Below are 26,197 nucleotides of genomic sequence, written 5' to 3'. Positions count from 1 at the left end.
TCGTGAATGCCTATAAGCAGCACCTGGTTAAAAACATTGGTTGTGTTACTTGCTCTCTGGGCAAATGTCGGTCAGGCAAACACAGGATGGCAGCCGGTACAGGAAACCATCCGTAAAAGCGAAAAAGATCCCCGGCAGTATCAGGCGATTCGCCTTGATAACGGTATCGTGGTTCTGCTGGTTTCGGATGCGCAGGCGGTGAAATCGCTGTCGGCGCTGGTGCTGCCGGTCGGTTCACTGTCCGATCCGGCGTCTCACCAGGGGCTTGCTCACTATCTCGAACATATGACGCTGATGGGTTCAAAAAAATACCCGCAGCCGGACAGCCTTGCGGAATTCCTGAAAATGCACGGCGGCAGCCATAACGCCAGCACCGCACCGTATCGCACGGCCTACTATCTGGAGGTCGAGAATAATGCGCTGGAAGGCGCGGTCGATCGTCTGGCAGACGCAATAGCGGCTCCGCAGCTGGCGGAGAAATATGCCAGTCGCGAACGCAATGCCGTCAATGCTGAACTCACTATGGCACGCTCGCGTGATGGTATGCGCATGGCGCAGGTCAGTGCGGAAACCATTAACCCGGCGCACCCCGGTTCGCAATTTTCCGGCGGGAATCTGGAGACCCTGAGTGATAAACCGGGTAATCCGGTGCATAAGGCGTTGGTGGAATTCCGCGATCGTTATTACTCCGCTAACCTGATGAAAGCGGTGATTTACAGTAATAAGTCGCTGCCGGAACTGGCAAAAATTGCCGCAGAAACCTATGGCCGCGTGCCGAATAAAAATATCACTCAGCCGGAAATCACCGTCCCGGTGGTAACTGACGCGCAAAAAGGGCTGATCATTCATTATGTTCCCGCGCTGCCGCGCAAAGTGCTGCGGGTGGAATTTCGCATCGACAATAATACTGCGCAGTTCCGCAGTAAGACTGACGAGCTGGTGACCTACCTGATTGGCAACCGAAGCCCCGGTACGCTCTCTGACTGGCTACAGGAAAAAGGTCTGGTTGAAGGGATCCGCGCCGACTCCGATCCGGTGGTTAACGGCAACAGCGGCGTACTGGCCATTTCGGCGACCTTGACGGACAAAGGGCTGGCACACCGTGATGAAGTCGTCGCGGCTATTTTCAGCTATCTGAATCTGCTGCGTGAGAAGGGCGTTGATAAACGCTATTTCGATGAGCTGGCACACGTACTGGATCTCGATTTTCGCTATCCGTCCATCACCCGTGATATGAGCTACGTAGAATGGCTGGCGGACACCATGATCCGCGTGCCGGTTGAACATACGCTGGATGCCGTCAACATTGCCGATCAATATGATGCAGAAGCCGTAAAAGCGCGTCTGGCGATGATGACGCCGCAGAATGCGCGTATCTGGTATATCAGCCCCGACGAGCCGCATAACAAAACCGCGTATTTCGTTAACGCGCCTTATCAGGTCGACAAAATCAGTGATAAAACGTTTGCTGACTGGCAGCAAAAAGCCAGCACCATTGCGCTTAAGCTACCGGAACTTAACCCCTATATTCCGGATGATTTCACTTTAATCAAGCCTGAGAAAACCTATAACCAGCCGGAGCTGATTGTGGACGATCCGGCGCTGCGCGTACTGTATATGCCCAGCCGCTACTTTGCCGGAGAGCCGAAAGCAGATGTCTCAATGGTGTTGCGCAATCCGCAGGCTATGGACAGCGCCCGTCATCAGGTAATGTTCGCCCTGAACGACTATCTGGCAGGTATCGCCCTGGATCAGCTAAGCAATCAGGCCTCGGTGGGAGGGATCGGTTTTTCCACTAATGCCAATAATGGTCTGATGGTCAATGCGGACGGCTATACGCAGCGGCTACCGAAGCTGTTTGAAACCTTGCTTAGCGGCTATTTCAGCTTTACTCCAACGGAGGAACAGCTTGTCCAGGCAAAATCCTGGTACATCCAGATGCTGGATTCCGCAGAGAAAGGTAAAGCGTATGAACAGGCAATAATGCCGATCCAGACGTTGTCGCAGGTACCCTATTTCCAGCGCGAAGAACGCCGCGCCCTGCTGCCGTCCATCACTCTGAAAGAAGTGATGGAGTATCGTGAAACGTTGAAAAAAGGCGCGCGGCCAGAATTCCTGATCCTCGGCAACCTCTCCGTTGCCCAGGCCAAACAGCTGGCGTACAACGTGCAAAAACAGTTGGGTACCGAGGGGAAAGAGTGGAGCCGTAACAAAGAGGTGGTGGTCGAAAAATCGCAGTCGATCATTTTTGAAAAAGCAGGCAGCAGTACTGACTCGGCGCTGGGGGCGGTATTTATTCCTGCCCAAAGTGATGAATACAGCAGCGCTGCCGCCAGTGCGCTATTAGGGCAAATTGTGCAGCCGTGGTTTTACAGCCAGCTGCGTACTGAAGAGCAATTGGGCTATGCGGTTTTTGCCTTCCCGATGAGCGTCGGACGGCAGTGGGGCATGGGATTCCTGCTACAAAGCAACGATAAGCAGCCGGCATATTTGTGGGATCGCTATAAAGCCTTCTTCCCGACCGCAGAAGAAAAGCTGCGGGCCATGAAACCGGAAGAGTTTGCCCAAATTCAGCAGGCGGTGGTCGCGCAGATGCGTGAAGCGCCGCAAACGCTGGATGAAGAAGCCTCGAAACTGAGCAAGGATTTCGACCGCGGAAATCTGCGTTTTGATTCACGGGACAAGGTGATTGCCGAGGTAGAACGACTGACGCCACAAAAATTAGCCGATTTCTTCCATCAAACGGTGGTGAAGCCCCAGGGCATGGCGATATTATCTCAGGTTTCAGGAAGCCAGAGCGGAAAAGCAGAATATGCGCGTCCCGACGGCTGGAAAACCTGGGAGAGCGTCAGTGCGCTACAGCAATCCCTGCCTTTATTGAGAGAGAATGAATGACCGATACCGCCGAATCCCTTGATCCACTGCGCTTGCCGCTCACCGGTGAACGCCTGATTGAAGCCTCGGCGGGTACCGGAAAAACCTTCACCATCGCCGCACTGTATCTGCGTCTTTTACTCGGACTGGGCGGCGAGGCGGCTTTCCCCAGACCCGTTCTTGTCGAAGAGCTGCTGGTCGTCACCTTTACCGAAGCGGCTACTGAAGAGCTTCGCGGGCGTATCCGCAGCAACATCCACGAGCTGCGCATTGCCTGCCTGCGCGAAACCACTGCGAACCCGTTGTACGCCAGTCTGCTGGACGAAATCGCGGATAAACAGCAGGCCGCGGATGTTCTGTTGCTGGCAGAGCGTCAGATGGACGAAGCCGCTGTGTTCACTATTCACGGTTTCTGTCAGCGGATGCTCAGTCTTAACGCCTTCGAGTCCGGAATGCTCTTTGAGCAGCAGCTTATCGAAGATGAATCGCTGTTGCGCTATCAGGCCTGCGCAGATTTCTGGCGGCGTCACTGCTATCCGCTCAGCCGCGACATCGCCCAGGTGATCCACGCGTCGTGGAAAGGGCCGCGCGATCTGCTGGCCTCTATCGATCGCTATTTACAGGGTGAAGCGCCAAAAATCAAAACGCCGCCGGGGACAGAAGAAACCATCTTTATTCGGCATCAGCAGATACTCGAGCGGATCGCGATCATAAAAACACAGTGGCGCGAAACGGCAGGAGAACTGGACAGCATTCTGGAAAACTCCGCTATCGACCGGCGCAAATTTAACCGCGGCAACCAGGGCAAATGGATCGACAAGATAACAGCCTGGGCGGAGGAAGAGACGGTCACTTATCAGTTGCCCGACGCGCTGGAGAAATTTAGCCAGTCGTTCTTGCGCGAGCGTACAAAAGCGGGCGGAACGGCTCCCGAGCATCCTTTATTTGACGCGATTGAAACCCTGCTCGGCGGCACGCTAACCCTCGACGATCTGGTGATTGCACAGGCGATGGTCGAGATCCGTGATGCGGTGGCGCGGGAAAAACGCCGCCGGGGAGAGCTGGGCTTTGACGACATGATTGGCAGGCTGGCGGCAGCGCTGTATAGCGAGAGTGGCGACGCGCTGGCCGCCGCCATCCGTCAGCGTTTTCCGGTCGCCATGATCGATGAATTTCAGGATACCGATCCGCAGCAGTACCGTATTTTTCGCCGTATCTGGCAGCAGCAACCCGATACCGCGCTGTTGCTGATTGGCGATCCGAAACAGGCTATCTATGCTTTTCGTGGCGCAGATATTTTTACCTATATGAAGGCCAGAGGCGATGTCAGCGCGCACTACACGCTGGGCACCAACTGGCGATCGGCGCCTGGCATGGTCGGGAGCGTGAACCGGCTGTTCAGCCTGACCGATAATCCGTTTATGTTCCGCGACATCCCGTTTAAACCGGTCAACGCGGCGCCCAGAAATCAGGGGCTGCGTTTTGAGCTGAACGGTGAAACACAGCCGGCGATGAACATCTGGCTGATGCCGGGTGAAGGCGTTAGTTCGGGTGACTACCAGACGACGATGGCGCAAATCTGCGCCGCACAAATTCGTGACTGGCTGATTGCAGGCCAGCAATCGCGTGCGCTGCTCTGGCGAGGGGAGTTTTCACGGCCGGTGCAGGCATCGGATATCACCGTACTGGTGCGTAGTCGTCAGGAAGCCGCGCTTATCCGCGATGCGCTTAACATCCTGTCTATACCGTCAGTGTATCTTTCTAACCGCGACAGCGTATTTGAAACGCCGGAAGCGCAGGAGCTGCTGTGGCTGCTCCAGGCGGTGCTGGCTCCCGAGCGGGAAAATGCGCTGCGCAGCGCGCTGGCGACGGCCATGCTCGGACTGAATGCCCAGGATATTGAGCGTCTTAACCTGGATGAGTTTGCCTGGGATGCCGTGGTTGAAGAGTTTACCGCCTACCGCCAGCAGTGGCAGCAGCGCGGAGTCATGCCCATGCTGCGAGCCCTGATGTCGCAGCGAAATATTGCCGAAAACCTGCTGGCAACGCCCGGCGGTGAGCGGCGTCTGACTGATATTCTGCATATCAGCGAATTATTACAGGAAGCCGGCTCGCAGCTGGAGAGTGAACATGCACTGGTACGCTGGCTGGCGCAGCATATTGCCGAGCCGGATACCAATGCCTCCAGCCAGCAGATGCGCCTTGAAAGCGACAAGCATCTGGTGCAGATCGTGACCATCCATAAATCAAAAGGTCTGGAGTATTCGCTGGTCTGGCTGCCGTTTATCGCGCGCTATCGCAAGCAGGAGCAGGCGTTTTATCACGACCGCACGTCATTTGAAGCTGTTCTCGATCTTAACCATAGCGATGAAAGTCTTGAGCTGGCTGAAGCCGAGCGTCTGGCGGAAGATTTGCGCCTGCTGTACGTAGCGTTAACCCGCGCCATCTGGCATTGCAGCCTTGGCATTGCGCCATTAACCAGCCGTCGCAGTGATAAGCCCGGTGAAACCGATCTTCATCACAGTGCGCTGGGTCGCCTGATCCAGAAAGGCGAAGCCAGAGATGCCGCGGGTCTGGTCGCCTGCCTGCATGAGGTTTGTAACGACGATATCGTGCTTCGCTTCCCTGACGCGCCGGATAACAGCCGCTGGCAGCCGCCGCAGGCGTCGCAGGAATTGCTTGCGGCCCGTCGGATCCAGCGCCGGCTGGTGGATGAGTGGCGGGTAACCAGCTATTCGGGCCTGCAACAGCGCGGACACAGTGTGGCACAGGATCTGTTGCCGCGGCTGGATATCGACGCCGCAGGCGTTGGCAAGGTTGCCGACGAAGCAGAATGGACGCCGCATCAGTTTCCGCGCGGCGCATCGCCTGGCACCTTTTTACACAGCCTGTTTGAAGACCTCGACTTTAACCAGCCGGTTGAGCATGAATGGATGCGGGAAAAATTACAGCTGGCCGGTTTTGATGAACAGTGGGCGCCGGTACTGACGACGTGGATCACCACCATCCTCAATGCGCCGTTAACCCCGGAGGGTATCGCGCTTAGCGAGCTGCCGGCAAAACAGCGCCAGGTTGAGCTGGAGTTTTATTTGCCCATTAATCAGACCCTTGATGCGACAGCGCTGGATGCACTTATGCGCCGCTTCGATCCGCTCTCCGCAGGCTGTCCGGTGCTGGACTTCCGTCAGGTGCGCGGTATGCTCAAGGGCTTCATCGATCTGGTTTTCCGCCACAACGGGCGCTACTACCTGCTGGACTACAAGTCTAACTGGCTGGGGGAAAGCAGTGACGCCTATACGCAGCAGGCGATGATGCAGGCGATGCAGGCGCATCGCTACGATTTGCAGTACCAGCTCTATAGCCTGGCCCTGCACCGTTTTCTGCGTCACCGTCTGGCCGATTATGATTATGAGCGCCATTTCGGCGGCGTTATTTATCTCTTTTTACGCGGTATTGACGGTCAGGATCCGCAGCAGGGTATTTTTACTACCCGGCCCAATCAACAGCTGATTAACGCGCTTGACGCCCTGTTTGCCGGAGAGAAAGAGGAGATGGCAGAATGAATTTACAGGCACTGTTACTTGAGGCCGTAACCCACAAACTTCTGCGCCCGCTGGATGTGCAGTTTGCTCTCATGGTGGCCGAAAAAGAGCATCCGGCGGTGATGCTGGCTGCGGCAGTGCTCAGTCGCGACGCAGGAGAAGGGCACGTCTGCCTGCCACTTTCGCGCCTCGCTCCGGATGCGCATGTGACAGGTAAAGCAGGCGAAATATGGGCGCAAATTTTCGCTTGTGCTGATGCTCCGGACGACTGGAACGCGCTGATGATGCAGTCAGCTGCGGTGAGCTGCGATGAGACACCTGCGCCCGTCATGCTTCATGACGGGCGGCTTTACCTTAATCGCATGTGGCGTAATGAACTTAGCGTTGCCCGCTTTTTCAGCGAACAAAATCAGCCAATGGCGGTAGATGAAACGCAGCTGGCAGAAATCCTTAACGTACTGTTTCCCTCTTCTGAAGACATTGACTGGCAAAAAGTAGCGGCGGCGGTCGCGCTGACCCGTCGTATTTCGGTTATCTCTGGCGGCCCCGGTACCGGCAAGACGACGACCGTGGCAAAACTGCTGGCGGCGCTGGTACAGATGTCAGACGATAAATGCCGTATCCGGCTGGCTGCGCCCACCGGCAAAGCCGCTGCCAGGCTGACCGAATCGCTGGGGGCGGCGCTGCGTCGTCTGCCGCTGACCGAGGCGCAAAAAAAACTGCTTCCCACCGACGCCAGTACGCTGCATCGCCTGCTCGGCGCGCAGCCCGGTAGCCAGCGAATGCGTTATCACGCTGCGAACCCGCTGCATCTGGATGTGCTGGTGGTGGATGAAGCGTCAATGATTGATTTGCCGATGATGTCGCGCCTGATTGACGCGCTACCGGCGCACGGACGGATTATTTTCCTCGGCGATCGCGATCAGCTGGCCTCGGTTGAAGCCGGTGCGGTGCTGGGCGATATCTGCGCGTGGGTTAACGGTGGCTATACGCCCGCTCGCGCGGCTGAGCTTTCGCGCCTGACGGGAACCGCGGTTCCGGCGGGGAAAGATAGCGGTGCCGGCGCGCTGCGGGACAGCTTATGTCTACTGCAAAAAAGTTACCGTTTCACCAGCCACTCCGGTATTGGCCAACTGGCGGCGGCGGTTAACTGCGGCGATAAGCGCTCGCTGAAAACCGTCTGTTCGCAGGGCTTTGATGATATCAACCTCAAGCCGCTGCGCACGCAGGATGAGTATCAGTCGATGCTGGACGATGCATTAAGCGGCTATGCGCATTATCTGACCCTGCTGCGTGAAAATGCGCAGCCTGATGCCGTGCTGGCGGCATTCAGCGAATTTCAGCTTCTCTGCGCGCTGCGTGAAGGTCCGTACGGGGTTAGCGGCCTGAATACGCAGCTGGAGCAGGCGCTGGCCCGAAAACGCCATATGACGTTACCGCGCCACTCTCGCTGGTATCCGGGGCGACCCATAATGATTGCCCGGAACGATAGCGCGCTGGGGCTTTTTAACGGCGATATTGGCGTGGCGCTGGAAGGCGAGCAGGGGATGCGCGTCTGGTTCCCGATGCCCGACGGTACGGTTAAGTCATTTCATCCGGGGCGCTTGCCGGAACATGATACGGCGTGGGCCATGACGGTACATAAATCCCAGGGATCGGAATTCGATCACGCGGCGCTGATCCTGCCTGCCCAGAGCGTGCCGCTGGTAACGCGGGAGCTGGTTTACACCGCCATTACCCGGGCGCGACAGCGTTTGTCACTGTATGCCGATGATAAGCTGCTGGCGCAGGCCGTCGTCACCCGAACTGAACGTCGTAGCGGGCTGACAGCCTTTTTTGAAAAAATCAGCTAGCCGAATGTCGTCAGGTGAGATCGGCCATCAGCACTTTTGATCGTCGCTGATAGTTATACATCTCTTTTTTACTGTCCGGCAGCAGGTCGACATCCACTGGCGTAAAGCCGCGCTCCTGAAACCAGTGGATACTGCGGGTGGTTAGTACAAACAGCTTGTCGAGCCCCATTTGCCTGGCCTGAGACGCTACCCTGTCGAGCAGAACTTCGCCCCGCGAAGAGCTACGATAATCCGGATGCACCGCCACGCAGGCCATTTCACCGATTTTCTCTTCCACAAACGGGTACAGCGCCGCGCAGGCAATCGTCAGGTTATCGCGCTGGATGATGGTAAATTTATCGATCTCCATTTCCAGCTGTTCGCGCGAGCGGCGCACCAGAATGCCCTGCTGCTCCAGCGGACGGATAAGCTCAAGAATGCCGCCAATATCATTGATGGTCGCGCGACGGATCTGCTCGGCACTCTCCATCACAATCTGTGTGCCAATACCGTCGCGGGAGAACAGCTCTTGTAATAGCGCGCCGTTTTCCTGGTAGCTAATGAGGTGGCTACGCCGCACGCCGCTGCGGCAGGCTTTTAACGCGCCGCGCAGGAAGCGCACGGTGCCGGAATGGTAATCGCCCTGTGCTTCAAGCGCTTCAACCCGCGCCTGCGCTTCATTAGGGAACAGTTCTGAAATAATGTCCCCTGACTCGTTATATACCCCTTGCGAGGAGCAGAAGCCGATCATTTTTTCAGCCTTGAGCTTGATAGCCAGCTGGGTGGCGACTTCTTCCGAGGTCAGGTTAAAGCTCTCACCGGTGACCGATACCGCGACCGGACCCATCAGCACGATAGCCCCGCTGTCTAACTGGCGATGGATCGCCTCTTCATCAATGCGCCGAATGCGGCCGCTGTGGCAATAATCCACACCGTCATCGACACCCAGCGGCTGAGAAATAATAAAGTTGCCGCTGACCACATTAATATGAGCACCCTGAAGCGGGGTGTTATTAAGGCTCATAGAGAGACGCGCAGTAATATCCAGCTGTAGCAAACCCGCAGCCTGTTTTACCAGTTCCAGCGTTTTGGCATCGGTGACCCGGATATGTTTGTGATAAACCGGCTCGTGATGATGTGCCGCCAGGTTGGCATCAATTTGCGGGCGGGCACCGTAAACCAGCACCAGACGAATGCCGAGGCTGTGCAACAGGCCAATGTCGTTAACAATGCTGGAGAAGTTCTCATGCTCAATGGCCTCGCCGCCCAGCATGATGACGAACGTTTTACCCCGATGCGCATTTATATAGGGAACGGAATGGCGAAATCCCTCGACCAGTTCGGTTCTACGTTCCTTCACCACGGCAATACCTCAATGAATTATTATTCGTAATTAGTGTATTTTTATTCTGTTTTTGCTCCGGGTGCAAGTCAAAATTTAACCTGCCAGAGAGAAATTTTTCATGCCGGACGGCAGTGTAAAAGAAATGTTTACCCTTTTAGGCGTGACAGCGTATGCATCATTGGTTAAAGTTTTCGGTCAATTTTGACGTTCTTATAGTCAGTTACGATAAATTTGCCTGGGAATTGCATGTCGGGAAGCAAATCAGCAATCAGCCGCCGTCGCCTGTTACAGGGGGCGGGGGCAATGTGGTTATTAAGCGTAAGCCAGACCAGTTTCGCGGCTGTCAGCCAGGTCATCGCCGTGCGCGTCTGGCCTGCCTCGACCTATACACGCGTGACGGTAGAATCAAACAAGATGCTAAAATACCGCCAGTTTGCGCTCAGTAATCCCGAAAGGCTGGTGGTCGATGTCGAAGGCGTTAATTTGAATTCAGTCCTGAAAGGAATGAGCGCGCAGATCCGCAGCGACGATCCTTTTATCACCTCCGCACGCGTCGGTCAGTTTGATCCGCAGACCGTACGAATGGTATTTGAACTCAAGCAGAATATTAAGCCACAGCTATTTGCGCTGGCACCGGTAGCGGGTTTTAAAGAGCGCCTGGTGATGGATCTCTATCCGGCCAATGCGCAGGATATTCAGGACCCGCTATTAGCGCTGCTGGAGGATTATAATAAGGGCGATCTGGAGAAACAGGTGCCGCCGGCGCAGAGCGGACCGAAACCCGGTAAGGCAGGGCGTGACAGGCCGATTGTGATTATGCTCGATCCAGGGCACGGCGGCGAAGACTCCGGTGCAGTGGGCAAGTATCGAACGCGCGAGAAAGACGTCGTGCTGCAAATCGCCCGCCGTCTGCGCGCGCTTATTGAGAAAGAAGGCAACATGAAAGCCTTTATGACGCGCAATGAGGATGTGTTCATCCCGTTGAAAGTGCGCGTAGCAAAGGCCCAGAAGCAGCGGGCCGATCTTTTCGTTTCTATCCACGCCGATGCGTTTACCAGCCGCCAGCCAAGTGGCTCGTCTGTGTTCGCACTGTCGACCAAAGGGGCAACCAGTACCGCCGCCAAATATCTCGCCCAGACGCAGAATGCCGCCGACTTGATAGGTGGCGTCAGCAAAAGCGGCGACCGTTATCTCGATCATACAATGTTCGACATGGTGCAGTCCCTGACCATTAACGACAGCCTGAAATTTGGAAAAGCGGTGCTTAAAAGGCTGGGTAAAGTGAATAATCTGCATAAAAGTAGTGTAGAGCAGGCCGGTTTTGCAGTACTAAAAGCGCCGGATATACCTTCGATTCTGGTGGAGACCGCGTTTATCAGCAATATCGAAGAAGAGCGTAAGTTGAAAACGGCCGTATTTCAGCAGGAGGTTGCCGAATCTATTCTGGCGGGGATCAAAGCCTATTTTGCCGATGAGGTGACGCTGGCAAGAAGAGGCCAGTAACGCTGGCGCGAAAACGCCGGGTCAGGCAGGAACGTTGCCCGGTGGGAGCCGTTGATACAGGGCATAAACAACAGACGTAAAAAAACCGCAGGCTTCATCAGCGTTGCGGCTTCATTATTTCGCATTTACGGACGCGTAAATATTGGTTGCGGGGGCCGGATTTGAACCGACGACCTTCGGGTTATGAGCCCGACGAGCTACCAGGCTGCTCCACCCCGCGTCCGTCTTTCTGCTTGTACCTTAGCGACTTACTTTTGTAAGCTTCTGAGGATTTACTGCTTTGCAGAAATTTTCTTCTGCACAATGTGTTGGTTGCGGGGGCCAGATTTGAACTGACGACCTTCGGGTTATGAGCCCGACGAGCTACCAGGCTGCTCCACCCCGCGTCCGTCTTTCTGCTTCACATTTAAAATCACATGTAAGTGATTCAAACTGCTGTGCAGAAATCTCTTTCTTCACATTGTATTGGTTGCGGGGGCCAGATTTGAACTGACGACCTTCGGGTTATGAGCCCGACGAGCTACCAGGCTGCTCCACCCCGCGTCCGTGGAAGCGCACTATACTCTGCTGCGGTTTTGATGCAACCCTTTTTTTAACCTGATCATAAATTTGACCATTATCTGTATAAAAATGGGGCGCGGTGGTTCGTTTTTTGCACAGAACCTGCGTCGCGAGGCGGATGTGCATTTCATTAGGTTCAGGGGTTTGTTATCTTCATTCTGTATTCAGGCAACTAATAAGACGAGAAATAATGAAAGGATGTTGGGCAAAGTATCTTCTGACGGGGACGGTGGTGGCGATGCTGGCCGCGTGTTCCTCAAAACCCACCGATCGCGGTCAGCAGTATGAAGACGGCAAATTTACGCAGCCTTTCTCTCTGGTGAATCAGCCTGAAGCTGTAGGCGCGCCGATTAATGCCGGGGATTTTTCCGAGCAGGTCAGCCAGATCCGCAGCGCTTCGCCGCGTCTCTATGGTTCACAAAGCAATGTTTATAGTGCCGTGCAGGACTGGCTACGATCAGGTGGCGATACCCGCACCCTGCGTCAGTTTGGTATCGATGCCTGGCAGATGGAAGGCGCCGATCGCTACGGCAACGTGCAATTCACTGGCTATTACACGCCGGTTGTTCAGGCCCGACATACCCGCCAGGGCGAGTTCCAGTATCCTATCTATCGTATGCCGCCGAAGCGCGGAAAACTGCCGTCGCGAGCAAGCATTTACGCAGGCGGTTTGAGCGACAGCTATATTCTCGCCTACAGCAACTCGCTGATGGATAATTTCATTATGGATGTGCAGGGGAGCGGGTACATCGATTTTGGTGATGGTTCGCCGCTGAACTTCTTTAGTTACGCGGGTAAAAACGGCTGGGCCTATCACAGTATTGGCAAGGTGCTGATCGACCGCGGCGAAGTAAAACGCGAAGATATGTCGATGCAGGCTATCCGTCATTGGGGAGAAACGCACAGTCAGGCTGAGGTTCAGGAGCTACTGGAGCAGAATCCGTCATTTGTCTTTTTTAAACCCCAGTCGTTTGCGCCAGTAAAAGGGGCGAGCGCCGTCCCGCTGATTGGTCGTGCGTCTGTCGCATCTGACCGCAGCATCATTCCGGCAGGAACCACGCTGCTGGCTGAAGTCCCGCTGCTGGACAATAACGGTAAATTTAACGGTCAATATGAGCTGCGCCTGATGGTCGCCCTTGATGTGGGCGGCGCGATTAAAGGCCAACACTTCGATATCTATCAGGGGATCGGAGCAGATGCCGGACACCGCGCAGGCTGGTACAATCATTACGGTCGCGTTTGGGTGCTGAAGAATGCGCCGGGCGCGGGCGGCGGCCTGACATCAGGTAATGTCTTTAGCGGCTAAGTACGTTATCTTCCGCGCAAAATCGTTCTTGCGCTTAAGTGGCTGCTATGCGCTCTTTCTCTTCGGGAGGAGCGCATCACCACTCTGCTATTTTGTTTTTATACTTCGAGGTTCTATGTCAGTAGTAATCAGTGATGCGTGGCGTCAGCGTTTCGGTGGCACCGCACGTCTCTATGGCGAGCAGGCGCTCCAGCGCTTTGCTGAGGCCCATTTTTGCGTGGTGGGGATCGGCGGTGTCGGGTCGTGGGTGGCAGAAGCGTTAGCCCGTACGGGTATTGGCGCAATTACCCTGATTGATATGGATGATGTTTGCGTCACCAATACCAATCGTCAGATCCATGCCCTACGGGAAACGGTTGGCGTGGCGAAAGCAGACGTCATGGCGGCGCGTATTCGCCAAATCAATCCTGAGTGCCAGGTTACGGTGATTGATGATTTTGTCACCGTGGATAACGTGGCAGAGTACATGGGGCGGGGCTACAGCTATGTTATTGATGCCATTGATAGCGTGCGGCCAAAAGCAGCGCTGATCGCCTGGTGCCGGCGCAATAAAATTCCGCTGGTCACGACGGGTGGGGCGGGGGGACAAATCGATCCTACACAAATTCAGGTCAGCGATCTTGCTAAGACGATTCAGGATCCGCTGGCGGCAAAATTACGCGAGCGGTTGAAAAGTGATTTCGGCGTCGTTAAAAACAGCAAGGGCAAACTGGGCATTGACTGCGTGTTCTCCACTGAAGCGCTGGTTTACCCGCAATCCGACGGCTCCGTCTGCGCCATGAAAAGCACGGCTGAAGGGCCAAAACGGATGGACTGTGCCTCCGGCTTCGGTGCGGCAACGATGGTCACCGCCACCTTTGGGTTTATCGCCGTTTCTCACGCGCTGAAGAAGATGATGGCGAAAGCGGCGCGTCAGTGAGTGCACGGCGGCCTGTTTTGTAGTCATGCAGGCCCGGCAAGCATAGCGCCGCCGGGCAGGGCAGATTTACCGGGCTTGTTCTGCGGCAGTGCGTACCGCGTCGCTGAGTGCATTCAGCCCCTGATTGCGTGATGCGCTAAGCTGGCTGCGCAACCCCAGTTCATCGAAAAGCGCCAGCGGATCGCCCGCCAGCAATTCCAGTGGCTGTTTCCCTTCGCAGGCGGTTAACAATACTGCCAGCAGACCGCGCACAATACGACCTTCGCTGTCGCCAAAGAAATGCAGTGTGCCTTGCGGCGAGACGCTATAGCCCAGCCATACACGATTCTCACAGCCCGGAATTTCCTGCGCCCGGGCTTTAAGCTCGTCTGTCAGGGCAGGCAGTTTTTTACCGAGCAGGATCAGCTGGCGGTACTTATCTTCCCACTGAGTCAGCGGGGAAAACGTTGCCTTTAACGTTTCCGGGGTGATCGTGATACCAAAAGGGGCTACGGTCGAATCAGGGTTAGTCATTAATCCACCAGTATTTCAAGCGCGCGATCAACAGCGTTAACCAGCGCAGTAACATCATGTTGAGTATTATAGGGGGCAAATGATACCCGCAGCGTGCCATCGACCCCCAGCGCGGCCAGTAACGGCTGCGCGCAGTGCTGACCTGCACGTAACGCGATACCATAGCCGGCCAGCAGCGTAACCATATCGCTATGATGAACGCCCGCAAAATTAAAGGCCAGCAGGCTGGAATCCTGAACGCGATAAGAGGTGAATCCTGGACGTTTTGCCAGCGCATCTTCAGCAAGCGTTGCCAGACCACGACTCCAGCTTTCAGCCTGGGCGATATCTGTCTGTTCAAGCCATTCCAGCGCGGCGCTCAGGCCTATAACACCTGCTACATTCGGCGTGCCGGCTTCAAGCCGATAAGGCACCGGCTGAGTTTTATAGCCGTCAAAGCTGACGTCGACGATCATTTTACCGCCGCCGAGCCATGGTGACATGCTCTCCAGCAGCTCACTTTTGCCATAAAGCGCGCCAATGCCGTTAGGGCCGTAAAGCTTATGACCGGAGAAAGCGTAAAAATCGATATCCAGCTGCTGCACATCTGCCGGGAAATGCACCGCGCCCTGTGCGCCATCGACCATAACCACCATTCCGGCAGCGTGGGCGAGGATGATAGCCTGCGCCAGATCCGGGCAACCGCCGGTTACATTTGACATTTGTCCCAGCGCCAGAATACGGCTGCGTGACGTGATAATCTCTGCCAGCCGGGCGACATCCGGCAGGCGATCGGCACCGAGAGGCAGGCGGACCACTTTCGCCCCGGTTTGCTCCGCGACCATCAGCCAGGGGACAAGGTTGGCATGGTGCTCGGCTTCGCTGACGATGATTTCATCTCCGGGCCTGAGGCGCGGGCGCGCATAGCACTGGGCGACCATATTAATAGCCTCCGTGGTCCCACGGGTCCAGACAATATCTTTGCCTGATGGTGCATTAAGCAACGCCGCCACCCGGTCACGGGCGGCCTCATAGCGCTCAGTCAGGCGCTGCGCTTCAGCGAACTGACTGCGGTGCACGTTTCCAGCGCTCAGGCTATAAAATTGCTGCGTGGCATCAATAACGGCCTGCGGTTTTAACGCCGTTGCTGCGCTATCAAGATATACGCCAGCATCGGCCAGCGCCGGAAATTGCGCGCGAAACTGCGCAGGATTGAACGTATTCATAGCTCTCCTTATCGTCATTCCGGGATGGTCGCGCAATTCATTTCCTGGCGCAAGCATATTGAAAACCATCGGAATTATCCTGTATTGCTGGCAGGTTTCAGATAGTGAGTTATGCTGATAACTGTTAGGTGAATGTTTTTGCCTGTTACTAAAAGATAGTTCTATAGCATGAATTGCTAAATGGAGAAGAAGATGAAAAAGACTGCCGCAATTATTTCCGCTTGTATGCTGACATTTGCTCTGAGCGCCTGTTCCAGCCCGAATTATGTTATGCATACCAGCGATGGCCGCACGATCGTTTCTGACGGTAAACCTGTCACTGACAACGATACCGGGATGATTTCGTATAAAGATGCTAACGGTAACAAACAGCAGATCAACCGCGCTGATGTAAAAGAAATGGTAGCGCTGGAAAAATAAGTCTTACAGCAACAAAAAAAAGCACCGCAATTTGCGGTGCTACATTAATCACTATGGACAGACAGGGTAAATGTACAGGAAGTGAAAAGGGTAGGCTTTGCTACCGTGGTCTGAATGGCAGACCAAATGCAAACACAACAACACAACATCACAACCGTAAGCCAAAAGTTCATCAGAACACGCATTCCAACAAAACCTTTCGTTCCGGCTCAGGAAGTGCGGCCACTATAGGTATTTGCTGGTAGAAGCTCAACGGACAAATTATAATGGCTCAGATAAAAAAAACTAATAGGTTGCATCCTGTTTCCTGTTTGTTAATTGGCATTAACATTTGAGTCAGAATCACTATGTCAAAGCGATTACCCCCCCTGAATGCATTACGTGTATTTGATGCTGCTGCCCGCCATTTAAGCTTTACCCGCGCGGCAGATGAGCTTTTTGTCACCCAGGCCGCCGTAAGCCATCAAATCAAGTCCCTTGAGGATTTTCTGGGACTTAAACTCTTCCGCCGACGTAATAGATCGCTGTTGTTAACGGAAGAAGGCCAGAGTTATTTTCAGGATATAAAAGAGATATTTTCGCAATTAACTGACGCAACACGTAAACTGCAATCGCGCAGTGCTAAGGGTGCGTTGACGGTCAGTTTACTGCCAAGTTTTGCTATTCACTGGCTGGTTCCCAGACTCTCCAGCTTTAACTCAGCTTATCCGGGAATTGACGTCAGAATTCAGGCGGTCGACCGTGAAGAAGATAAACTGGCTGACGACGTCGACGTCGCTATTTTCTATGGTCGCGGTAACTGGCCTGGCCTGCGCGTTGAAAAATTATATGCGGAATATTTGCTCCCGGTCTGCGCTCCCGTGCTATTAACCGGTGAGAAAGCGTTAAAAACTCCCGCTGATTTGGCGCTGCATAATTTATTGCATGATGCATCCCGCCGCGACTGGCAGGCGTATACTCGCCAGCTGGGGCTTAATCATATTAATGTGCAGCAGGGACCCATCTTCAGCCATAGTGCCATGGTGCTACAGGCGGCAATTCACGGGCAGGGCGTTGCTTTAGCCAATAATGTTATGGCGCAGTCCGAAATTGAAGCCGGGAGGCTGGTCTGTCCATTTAACGACGTTCTGGTCAGTAAAAATGCGTTTTATCTGGTTTGTCATGACAGCCAGGCAGAACTGGGTAAAATAGCCGCCTTCCGCCAGTGGATCCTGGCAAAAGCAGCAAGTGAGCAAGAAAAATTCCGTTTTCGTTACGAACAATAAATAACTGTAGGGTAATAACATGACCAGCCGTTTTATGCTGATTTTTGCTGCGATTAGCGGCTTTATTTATGTGGCGCTCGGTGCGTTTGGCGCCCATGTGTTGAGTAAAACTCTGGGCACGGTTGAAATGGCCTGGATTCATACCGGCCTTGAATATCAGGCATTTCATACGCTGGCGATCTTTGCGCTGGCGGTGGCAATGCAGCGCCGTATTAGCATCTGGTTTTACTGGAGCAGCGTCTTTTTAGCGCTCGGCACCGTATTATTTAGCGGCAGCCTTTACTGCCTGGCGCTGTCGCATCAGCGTCTGTGGACCTTTGTTACGCCGGTCGGCGGGATGTGTTTTCTGGCGGGCTGGGTACTGATGCTGGTCGGTGCAATTCGCCTGAAGCGCAGGGGCATCTCTCATGAATAAGTTGATTTTGTTATGTCGCGCCGGTTTTGAGAAAGAGTGTGCAGCAGAAATTACCGACAAAGCCGGTCGCCGTGAAATTTATGGCTTTGCGCGGGTTAAAGACAATGCGGGCTACGTTATTTTCGAGTGTTATCAGGCGGGAGATGCGGAAAAACTGGTCAAAGAACTGCCGTTTAGTTCGCTGATCTTTGCCCGTCAGATGTTCGTTGCCGGTGAGCTTTTGCAAAACCTGCCTCCGGAAGATCGTATTACGCCGATTGTGGGCATGTTGCAGGGCGTTGTCGAAAAGGGGGGAGAGCTGCGTGTTGAAGTGGCCGACACCAATGAAAGCAAAGAACTGATGAAGTTCTGCCGCAAGTTTACCGTTCCGCTGCGTGCTGCGCTGCGGGAAGCCGGCGTGCTGACCAGCTACGAAACCAAAAAACGTCCGGTGGTCCACGTTTTCTTTATTGCGCCAGGCTGCTGTTATACGGGATATTCCTGGAGTAACAATAACTCTCCATTCTACATGGGCATACCACGTCTTAAGTTCCCAGCGGATGCGCCGAGCCGGTCGACCCTCAAGCTGGAAGAAGCGTTGCACGTCTTTATCCCGGCCGATGAGTGGGATGAGCGTCTGGCGAACGGAATGTACGCGGTTGATCTGGGGGCGTGCCCCGGCGGCTGGACCTATCAGCTGGTGAAACGCAATATGTGGGTCTACTCGGTCGACAACGGTCCGATGGCGCAAAGCCTGATGGATACCGGGCAGGTAACCTGGCTACGCGAAGATGGTTTCCGCTATAAACCGACGCGCAGTAACATTTCGTGGATGGTGTGCGATATGGTCGAGAAGCCTGCCAAAGTGGCTGCGCTAATGGCGCAGTGGCTGGTTAACGGCTGGTGCCGCGAAACGATTTTTAACCTCAAGCTGCCGATGAAAAAGCGCTATGAGGAGGTGTCGCATAATCTGGCGTACATTGAAGGTAAGCTGAAAGAAAACGGTATTAACGCCCAGATTCAGGCCCGCCAGCTTTATCACGATCGCGAAGAAGTGACCGTGCATGTGCGTCGCATTTGGGCTGCCGTGGGCGGACGTCGCGACGAGCGTTAATTGAGCATAAAAAGGTGGGGTTCATCATCCGGGACCTCACTTCGCTCTTCGGCGCGATCATCCCCGCAGTCGAAGCTGCTGCAAATTACCGTCAATCTGCAAATCACACCGCAGTCGTGCAATGTCGCGGCAGATAAAGGCCATATCGCGATTTTCTTCCAGTTTTTTGCGCCATTTCGGTGCTACCTCGTCAAGCTGTGCATAGATTTCTTCCAGCGTCCGAAACTGTGTTAATAGCTGCGTCGCACTTTTCGCCCCAATGCCGGCCACGCCGGGCACTTTTGAACTGCTGATCCCGGCAAGCCCCCAGTAATCAGGTAATTGCTCTGGCGTTACGCCAAATTCCTGGGCAATAAACGGTGCATCCAGCCAGCGCTTCTGGAAATAGTCACGAATGCGGATCCCGGGCGAGAGTAACTGGCAGTAGCCTTTGTCTGTCGAGACGATAGTCGCCTGATGGCCAGCCTGCGCCACTTTAACCGCCAGCGTGGCGGCAAGATCGTCAGCTTCGTTACCGGCGCATTCCCAGCTGCGCACGCCGCTGCGGGCAAATGCCGCACGAAGCTGCGCCATTTCGCTGTGCAAATCGTCCGGCATCGGTGCGCGCCCCGCTTTGTAATCGGGCAGTTTCTGATGACGCCAGCTACTGTTACGGGCTTCATCATCAAATACCGCCACCGCATGTGTCGGCTGACTGTGAACAATAAGCTGATCGAGCGCATGCTGGCAGGCATCCACACAGGGCGATCCCTGAACGGCATGAATGCGGCGAATGAGATTAAGCGCATCAACAATAAGCAAGTGAACGGCCACGGGTATCCTCCTTTGAAACCTGACATAAGCGTAACATTGCAGGACCAGAGAGGCTATAAAGCGAGGAAAAATCAGGAAGATGCCTCGCAAAACGAGGCATCAGATTAGCGGGAAAGCCGAATGATTAATCGCAGGTGACGATTTTCATTGCCAGACCACCGCGCGAGGTTTCGCGGTACTTGGCATTCATGTCTTTACCGGTTTCATACATGGTTTCAATCACTTTATCGAGACAAACGCGCGGTTCGCTGGTGCGGCGCAGTGCCATGCGCGCTGCGTTAACCGCTTTAACGGCGGCGATCGCATTACGCTCAATGCACGGTACCTGTACCTGACCAGCAACCGGATCGCAGGTCAGCCCCAGGTTATGCTCCATGCCGATTTCTGCTGCGATGCAGACCTGAGCAGGGCTACCGCCCAGCAGCTCCGTCAGCCCCGCCGCCGCCATAGAACAGGCCACACCAACTTCACCCTGACAGCCCACTTCGGCACCAGAAATAGACGCATTCATCTTATACAGTGAGCCAATGGCGCTGGTCACCAGCAGGTAACGGGCCAGTGAGTTAGCATTCACTTCACGGATAAATTTATCGTAGTAGGCCAGTACCGCCGGAACAATACCGCACGCGCCGTTGGTCGGAGCGGTAACCACCCGGCCACCGGCGGCATTCTCTTCGTTCACGGCCAGCGCAAACATGTTGATCCAGTCCACTACGGCCATCGGATCGCTGGTTGTTTTATCCTGGCTTACCAGCATTCTGCGCAGTGCGGCAGCACGACGGGGAACCCGCAGTTTGCCCGGCAGAACCCCTTCCGTCACGATACCGTGCTCAATTCCACCGCGCATCACCGCCCAGACATTGGTGAAATGTTGCTCCAGCTCCTGTTTGCTGTGCAGGGCAAGTTCGTTCTGCATCATCAGGCCGGAAAGGGAAAGGCCGCTTTCGTTACAGTGCCGCTGTAGATCGGCTGCGGATTTGTAGGGATAAGGTACCGTGACCGGCGCATCGTCTGAGAGACCGAAGTGCGCTTCATCAACAATAAAACCGCCGCCAATGGAGTAATAAGTCTGGCTGTAAACGACGTTTTCGCCGCTTAGCGCAGTAATACGCATGCCGTTCTCATGCAAAGACAGATTGTCCGCGTGGAAATTCATGCAGCGATCGACCGGAAATTCCACTTCATGCTGACCATTTGCCAGCAGCAGGCGACCGTGCGTGTTTACATCCTGGATAAACGCCGGGATGGCGTCGATATCGACGCTGTCCGGCAGATTTCCAGCCAAACCCATAATAATGGCGATATCAGTATGGTGGCCTTTTCCGGTCAGGGAGAGTGAACCATACACATCCACCACAACGCGAGTCACATCGAACAGCAGGCCCTGAGCTATCAGGTCATCGGTAAATTGTTTGCCCGCTTTCATTGGGCCGACGGTGTGTGAGCTGGAAGGGCCAATACCGATTTTGAAAATATCAAAAACGCTGATCATAATGCATCCCTTGAGGTAATAAGCGCGCCATCCACAGATGGCGCAGGGGAGGTTAGCTGAACAGAGAGTAGAAAATGGCAGACATGGCGATGAGACCCATCAGCACAACAAAAACGTTGCTGACATGGCCGCTGTATTTACGCATTGCCGGGACTTTCTGAATCGCGTACATCGGCATCAGGAACAGGATCATGGCAATAATCGGGCCACCCAGCGTCTCGATCATACCGAGAATGCTTGGGTTCAGGGTTGCAACAATCCATGTTGTCACCAGCATGAACAGCGCAGTAATGCGGTTCAGCTTTTTGTGTTCAATGGTTTTACCTTTGCTGCGCAGCATTTTGATAACCATGCCGTTAAAGCCTTCGCTTGCGCCCAGATAGTGGCCGAGGAAGGATTTAGTGATGGCGATCATCGCAATAATCGGTGCCATCCAGGCAATCAGCGGTGCGTTAAAGTGGTTTGCCAGATAAGACAGGATTGAAATGTTCTGATCTTTCGCTTCTGCCAGATTGGCCGGCGTCAGGCTCAGTACGCAGCTGAAGACGAAGAACATTACCGTCAGGACCATCATAATGTGAGCAAATGCCAGAATACGGGAGCATTTTTTCTCTGCATCCACGCCGTATTCTTCACGTTTTGCGACCGCAAAAGAGGAGATGATTGGCGAGTGGTTAAAGGAGAAAACCATGACCGGAATGGCCAGCCACAGGGTCATCCACAAACCGTGGCCGCTCGGCGAAACGGTATCAAATGACAGCGTCTGGAATGCCGCACCGCTCCACTGTGGGATCAGGTACAGGGCCAGCAGCATCAGGGCAAAGACGAACGGGAAAACCAGGATGCTCATCGCCTTAACGATCATCTGCTCGCCGAAACGTACGATGGTCATCATACCGACAATCAGGATCAGCGATAACAGCGCGCGCGGCGGCGGCGTGATCATCAACTGGTGCGTCAGGAAGCTTTCGACGGTATTGGTAATGGCTACGCTATAGACCAGCAGAATGGGGTAGATAGCGAAAAAATAAAGCAGAGTAATCAGTTTACCGGCGCCGATACCAAAGTGTTCTTCAACCACTTCGGTGATGTCTTCTCCCGGGTTTTTACCGGACAGCACGAAGCGGGTAAGGCCACGGTGGGCAAAGAAGGTCATCGGGAAGGCAAGGATTGCCATAATAATGAGCGGGATCATGCCACCAACGCCGGCGTTGATTGGCAGGAACAAAACGCCTGCGCCAATCGCTGTGCCATAAAGGCCAAGCATCCACATGGTGTCTGTTTTACGCCACGAACTCTGCGGTTTTGCAGAGATAATGGTGCTGGTCTGAGTAGTTTCCATCTATTTCTCCTGAGGAAGCTAAAAGTACAATTTTTTAGGTCAATTCAATGCAAAAGTGAATGTGTGTAGTATGAAATTCGTCAGGTCGGCGATTTTTTATAATTTTTAACCGTAACTATTTGCGCGGCGAAAGATACATTTATGTTATCACTACATCAGTGATCCGGATCCCAATTACAATAATCTACTCTCTATGTAGGGTTAATTAGACCATTAATCTGTCATTTTTTGTCCGTATAGAGTTTATGGGCGCAAAGGCTAGCATCAACAGTGAGTTTTATTAAAGAGGTATGAGAAAGTAACGCGATTTACGCTGTAAATAGTGCGTTTTTTGGAGTTTTTGTAGGCTTTAACATAACTAAATCAAATGATTCACCAGCCGTAGGCTGGCGCGGGAAGAGGTACAGAGACAGGATAATATCGCGAGAGATTAGGGCGACCTGTGGTCGCCCCTGGCATTACTTGCAGATTTCGTAGCAGGGAATGTAGGCCGAGCCGGGAAGTTTCATACGATGCTGGGCTACAAAGCCTTTGAGCAGGTCATCCATACGATGCATCATCTCGCTGTCACCGTGGATTTTATAGGGGCCGTACTTCTCAATGGCGCGAATGCCCACTTCTTTAACGTTGCCTGCGACAATACCGGAGAAGGCGCGGCGCAGATCCGCTGCCAGCACGTTGACCGGCTGATCCGGGTACAGTTTAAGATTCGCCATATTCTCATGTGACGGCACAAACGGCAGTTGAAGATCCGGTGCAATGCGGATTGACCAGTTAAAGCTGTAGGCATCGCCGGTTTCCCGACGGCACTCTTTCACCAGCGGCATGGCTTTTTTCATCTGCCGCGCGACTTCAGGCGCATCGTCGATGATGACTTGATAATGCCGACGTGCTGTTTCCCCCAGGGTACTGACGATAAATTCATCCAGCACGCGAAAGTAATCAGCACTTTCTTTTGGACCGGTGAGGATCAGCGGCAGAACCTGATCTTTGTTAGCCGGATTCATCAGGATACCCAGCAGGTAAAGCAGCTCTTCCGCCGTTCCCACACCGCCGGGGAAGATGATAATACCGTGCGCAATACGGACGAACGCCTCAAGGCGTTTTTCGATATCGGGCATGATAATCAGTTCATTAACCAGTGGGTTAGGTGGTTCAGCGGCAATAATTGACGGCTCGGTCATACCGATAAACCGTCCCTCTTTATAGCGCTGTTGGGCATGGCCTACCGCTGCGCCTTTCATCGGCGCTTCCATGGCACCGGGCCCACAGCCGGTGCAAATATTCAGCTCGCGCAGGCCAAGTTGCGTACCCACGCGACGAGCGTACAGATACTCTTTTTCGTTGATCGAGTGCCCTCCCCAGCAAACCACCATACTCGGCGCTTCTCCTACATGTAGCGCCCGGGCGTTACGCAAAATAGAAAAGACCAGGTTAGTAATGTGGGGTGAACTTTCAAGGTCGAGATCGGGATAGCGAACGGTATTCTGGATCTGACCGTGTACAAAAAGAATATCGCGCAGGACGGCAAACAGGTTGGCCTGAAGCGATCGAATGATTTGCCCGTCAACAAAGGCCTCTTCCGGCGGATTGATTAACTCAAGTTTGACGCCGCGTTCGCGACGCAGAACGTTGATATCGAAATTCTCGAAGCGCGACAGCAATTCCTTACTGTTATCGGTGAGGCTTCCGGAGTTAAGTACGGCAAGTGAACAGTTACGAAACAGTTGATAAAGGTCGCTGCTGGCCGTGCGTTTAAGCATGTCAACTTCCAGCTGCGACAACATATCCATTGAGCCAAGCGGGCTTACATGTGTAATCAAGTGAACTCCTTATGGGGCGAAAATCGCCGCTCCCTGTGATTACAATAGCGCCCGTCACCCGGTTTTCACAACCTGCGATCGGGGCCAGATCGCAGATATGAACAAAATAATCGTCTACTGACGTACCAGTCTGCCGTTAGCCGGGATAAATGCGGTATTGGTGCGCCACGGGTTAATATCCAGGCCACCGCGGCGCGTGTAGCGGGCATACACACTCAGGGTTTCCGGCTGGCAAAAGCGCTGAATATCATTAAAAATACGCTCTACACACTGCTCGTGAAATTCGTTGTGATGGCGGAACGAGACCAGGTAACGCAGCAGTTTCTGTCGATCGATGGCCGGCCCCCGATACTGAATCTGCACCGAGCCCCAGTCCGGCTGATGGGTGATCAGGCAGTTGGATTTCAGCAGATGGCTGACCAGCGACTCCTCGACGACAGGGCCGCTGGCGGCAGCAGATAAGTAATCGGCGTTAAACTGATAGCTATCAATTTCAATATCCTGATGGTCAATACACACGCCGTCAAAGCGGGCAATGGGCTGGCCTTCAAGTTCATCAAGCCGATACAGCGTTACGTGAACATTTCCCTGTGCACAGGTACTTAAATCGCGAACCAGCGTTGCCTGTACGTCCTGCCAGCTGGCGAAGCGGGTCTGATTAAAGCTGTTCAGATAAAGCTTAAAGCTTTTCGATTCCACGAGGTTGACGCTGGCGTAATCAAGTTCCACCTGACCGACGGCAACCTGCGGCAGTCCCTTTGCATTGAGCCATGAGAGTTCATAAAGCGTCCAGATATCCGCACCGTGAAACGGCAGGGCGTCTGCATCCAGGCCCAGCGGATCGCGATTCAGACTTCTCGGCACGCCCTGTAATAGCGTGGCGTCGTAAATATCCTGGTAACGCGTTGTTTTACCAAGAGTCAGGCCGCAAAGCGCCTGATGGTTTTCATAGGAAGACATGTTTCACCGTTATAAAGCAGGTACACTATGCAGCAAGTGTATCCTGGCCGACGTAAAGAGAGAAATCAGTGGACCCACAAACCGCACAGGCGCTAGACGCGTTTACCCAACGTTATTGTGATGCATGGCGAAATGAACATGCGAGCTGGCCGCAAAGCGAGGAGCTTCTCGGCGTACCGTCGCCGTGCATTGTCTCATCCACAGACTATGCGGTACTTTGGCAACCTCAGCCTTTCGACGGTGAAAAAAACATCAATGCGGTTGAGCGGGCGCTGGATATTATGGTACAACCCGCCGTGCATACTTTTTATACCAGCCAGTATGCAGGCGATATGCAGGTGCTTCACGGTAAAGATCGTCTCACGCTATTACAGACGTGGAGCGCAGAAGATTTTCGCCGTGTTCAGGAGAATCTTATCGGGCATCTGGTAACACAGAAACGCCTTAAGCTCTCGCCGACGCTTTTCATCGGCACACTCGATAGCGAACTGGAGGTCATCTCCGTCTGTAATCTGCGTGGTGAGGTGGTACAGGAAACCCTCGGCACGGACAAGCGCCGCGTTCTTTCGCCCTCCCTGGCTGATTTTCTGGGCCTTCTGGAGCCAGGGCTGTAATCCATTTGCCTGGCCATCTTGTAAGAGATCTCTCACACAGCCTGTGAGAGATTGCAGAGAAGATATTCATTCTGAATAACGTTTTAGTCTGATTAATACAATACTAATCATAGAGATAGCATTATTATTGCAATGCCTAAGTAAAACTTTTCTTAAGACATTTGCTTAAGACTAGTTGTAAGACCGTAAGGAATAGACGATTCTATGTCCGTCGACAGGGAGTGACAAAGAAGTGAACATCAGGATGATGACGCTTCGCAGGAATACACCGGGACGGTGTTTCAGGATGAATCAGGGAAATATGCTGGACGCATAGCAAGGACACCTCCAGGAAGGAGAACGTGAGCCGAACAGGATGCT

General features: G+C 53.9%; 19 protein-coding genes and 3 tRNA genes. 11 read left to right on the top strand and 11 right to left on the bottom strand.

What is annotated here, in order from left to right; translation table 11 throughout:
* Nucleotides 1–6 precede the first annotated feature (6 nt).
* The 3 genes from ptrA to recD are packed head-to-tail and all read left to right on the top strand — an operon-like array spanning nt 7 to nt 8,269.
* Nucleotides 7–2,895 (top strand): pitrilysin, encoded by a 2,889-nt coding sequence (ptrA, locus tag AC791_RS01010; RefSeq protein WP_049838628.1) that lies wholly within the window; start codon nt 7–9, stop codon nt 2,893–2,895.
* Nucleotides 2,892–6,437: an exodeoxyribonuclease V subunit beta gene (gene recB, locus AC791_RS01005; RefSeq protein WP_049838627.1), complete on the top strand. Its 3,546-nt coding sequence runs from the start codon at nt 2,892–2,894 to the stop codon at nt 6,435–6,437. The genes ptrA and recB overlap by 4 nt, the downstream gene beginning before the upstream one ends.
* The gene (gene recD / locus AC791_RS01000) at nt 6,434–8,269 is read left to right on the top strand and encodes an exodeoxyribonuclease V subunit alpha (protein WP_049838626.1); all 1,836 of its coding nucleotides are present in this window, start codon (nt 6,434–6,436) and stop codon (nt 8,267–8,269) included. The genes recB and recD overlap by 4 nt, the downstream gene beginning before the upstream one ends.
* A gap of 10 nt (nt 8,270–8,279) precedes the next feature.
* Here the strand turns inward: recD and argA are convergent, their stop codons facing one another.
* Nucleotides 8,280–9,611 (bottom strand): amino-acid N-acetyltransferase, encoded by a 1,332-nt coding sequence (argA, locus tag AC791_RS00995; protein ID WP_049838625.1) that lies wholly within the window; start codon nt 9,609–9,611, stop codon nt 8,280–8,282.
* Nucleotides 9,612–9,839: 228 nt separating this feature from the next.
* Between argA and amiC the strand changes: the two genes are divergently transcribed.
* The gene (gene amiC, locus AC791_RS00990) at nt 9,840–11,096 is read left to right on the top strand and encodes an N-acetylmuramoyl-L-alanine amidase AmiC (RefSeq protein ID WP_049838624.1); all 1,257 of its coding nucleotides are present in this window, start codon (nt 9,840–9,842) and stop codon (nt 11,094–11,096) included.
* A gap of 143 nt (nt 11,097–11,239) precedes the next feature.
* Here amiC and AC791_RS00985 read toward each other — a convergent pair.
* The 3 genes from AC791_RS00985 to AC791_RS00975 all read right to left on the bottom strand — a co-directional run bounded on the left by AC791_RS00985 (nt 11,240) and on the right by AC791_RS00975 (nt 11,639).
* Nucleotides 11,240–11,316: transfer RNA gene (locus AC791_RS00985), tRNA-Met, on the bottom strand.
* A gap of 89 nt (nt 11,317–11,405) precedes the next feature.
* A tRNA-Met gene (locus AC791_RS00980) sits at nt 11,406–11,482 on the bottom strand.
* An 80-nt stretch (nt 11,483–11,562) separates the two neighbouring features.
* Nucleotides 11,563–11,639, bottom strand: a tRNA-Met gene (locus AC791_RS00975).
* Nucleotides 11,640–11,847: 208 nt separating this feature from the next.
* On the opposite strand from AC791_RS00975, the gene mltA reads away from it, so the two are divergent.
* Both mltA and tcdA read left to right on the top strand, forming a co-directional pair.
* Nucleotides 11,848–12,963, top strand: coding sequence for a murein transglycosylase A (gene mltA, locus AC791_RS00970; RefSeq protein WP_049838623.1), 1,116 nt, complete (start codon nt 11,848–11,850; stop codon nt 12,961–12,963).
* 115 nt (nt 12,964–13,078) lie between these two features.
* The gene (tcdA, locus tag AC791_RS00965) at nt 13,079–13,882 is read left to right on the top strand and encodes a tRNA cyclic N6-threonylcarbamoyladenosine(37) synthase TcdA (RefSeq protein ID WP_049838622.1); all 804 of its coding nucleotides are present in this window, start codon (nt 13,079–13,081) and stop codon (nt 13,880–13,882) included.
* A 66-nt stretch (nt 13,883–13,948) separates the two neighbouring features.
* On the opposite strand, the gene csdE is transcribed toward tcdA, so the two are convergent.
* On the bottom strand, nt 13,949–14,395 hold the full coding sequence (gene csdE / locus AC791_RS00960; RefSeq protein WP_049838621.1) for a cysteine desulfurase sulfur acceptor subunit CsdE: 447 nt from the start codon (nt 14,393–14,395) through the stop codon (nt 13,949–13,951).
* Complete coding sequence (gene csdA, locus AC791_RS00955; RefSeq protein WP_049838620.1) at nt 14,395–15,600, bottom strand: cysteine desulfurase CsdA; 1,206 nt, start codon at nt 15,598–15,600, stop codon at nt 14,395–14,397. Before csdA ends, csdE begins: the two co-directional genes overlap by 1 nt.
* Before the next feature lie 192 nt (nt 15,601–15,792).
* Between csdA and AC791_RS00950 the strand changes: the two genes are divergently transcribed.
* The 4 genes from AC791_RS00950 (at nt 15,793) to rlmM (ending at nt 18,793) form a co-directional block, all read left to right on the top strand.
* Nucleotides 15,793–16,020, top strand: a complete 228-nt coding sequence (locus AC791_RS00950) for a YgdI/YgdR family lipoprotein (RefSeq protein ID WP_049838619.1) — start codon at nt 15,793–15,795, stop codon at nt 16,018–16,020.
* 347 nt (nt 16,021–16,367) lie between these two features.
* Nucleotides 16,368–17,285 (top strand): glycine cleavage system transcriptional regulator GcvA, encoded by a 918-nt coding sequence (gcvA, locus tag AC791_RS00945; protein ID WP_049838618.1) that lies wholly within the window; start codon nt 16,368–16,370, stop codon nt 17,283–17,285.
* 19 nt (nt 17,286–17,304) lie between these two features.
* The gene (locus tag AC791_RS00940) at nt 17,305–17,700 is read left to right on the top strand and encodes a DUF423 domain-containing protein (RefSeq protein WP_049838617.1); all 396 of its coding nucleotides are present in this window, start codon (nt 17,305–17,307) and stop codon (nt 17,698–17,700) included.
* On the top strand, nt 17,693–18,793 hold the full coding sequence (gene rlmM / locus AC791_RS00935) for a 23S rRNA (cytidine(2498)-2'-O)-methyltransferase RlmM (protein ID WP_049838616.1): 1,101 nt from the start codon (nt 17,693–17,695) through the stop codon (nt 18,791–18,793). The genes AC791_RS00940 and rlmM overlap by 8 nt, the downstream gene beginning before the upstream one ends.
* A 57-nt stretch (nt 18,794–18,850) precedes the next feature.
* Here the strand turns inward: rlmM and xni are convergent, their stop codons facing one another.
* The 5 genes from xni to queF form a co-directional block, all read right to left on the bottom strand.
* Complete coding sequence (gene xni / locus AC791_RS00930; protein WP_049838615.1) at nt 18,851–19,606, bottom strand: flap endonuclease Xni; 756 nt, start codon at nt 19,604–19,606, stop codon at nt 18,851–18,853.
* 124 nt (nt 19,607–19,730) lie between these two features.
* Nucleotides 19,731–21,098, bottom strand: a complete 1,368-nt coding sequence (locus AC791_RS00925) for an L-serine ammonia-lyase (protein ID WP_049838614.1) — start codon at nt 21,096–21,098, stop codon at nt 19,731–19,733.
* Nucleotides 21,099–21,150: 52 nt separating this feature from the next.
* Nucleotides 21,151–22,440: an HAAAP family serine/threonine permease gene (locus AC791_RS00920; RefSeq protein WP_049838613.1), complete on the bottom strand. Its 1,290-nt coding sequence runs from the start codon at nt 22,438–22,440 to the stop codon at nt 21,151–21,153.
* 458 nt (nt 22,441–22,898) lie between these two features.
* The gene (gene ppnN, locus AC791_RS00915) at nt 22,899–24,263 is read right to left on the bottom strand and encodes a nucleotide 5'-monophosphate nucleosidase PpnN (RefSeq protein ID WP_049838612.1); all 1,365 of its coding nucleotides are present in this window, start codon (nt 24,261–24,263) and stop codon (nt 22,899–22,901) included.
* Nucleotides 24,264–24,377: 114 nt separating this feature from the next.
* On the bottom strand, nt 24,378–25,223 hold the full coding sequence (queF, locus tag AC791_RS00910) for an NADPH-dependent 7-cyano-7-deazaguanine reductase QueF (protein WP_049838611.1): 846 nt from the start codon (nt 25,221–25,223) through the stop codon (nt 24,378–24,380).
* Nucleotides 25,224–25,291: 68 nt separating this feature from the next.
* On the opposite strand from queF, the gene syd reads away from it, so the two are divergent.
* Nucleotides 25,292–25,837, top strand: a complete 546-nt coding sequence (gene syd / locus AC791_RS00905; protein ID WP_049838610.1) for a SecY-interacting protein — start codon at nt 25,292–25,294, stop codon at nt 25,835–25,837.
* Nucleotides 25,838–26,197 lie beyond the last annotated feature (360 nt).

Source organism: Klebsiella sp. RIT-PI-d, assembly GCF_001187865.1.
In the GTDB taxonomy this organism is placed as follows: domain Bacteria; phylum Pseudomonadota; class Gammaproteobacteria; order Enterobacterales; family Enterobacteriaceae; genus Superficieibacter.
This window is presented reverse-complemented; position numbering and strand designations above follow the sequence as displayed.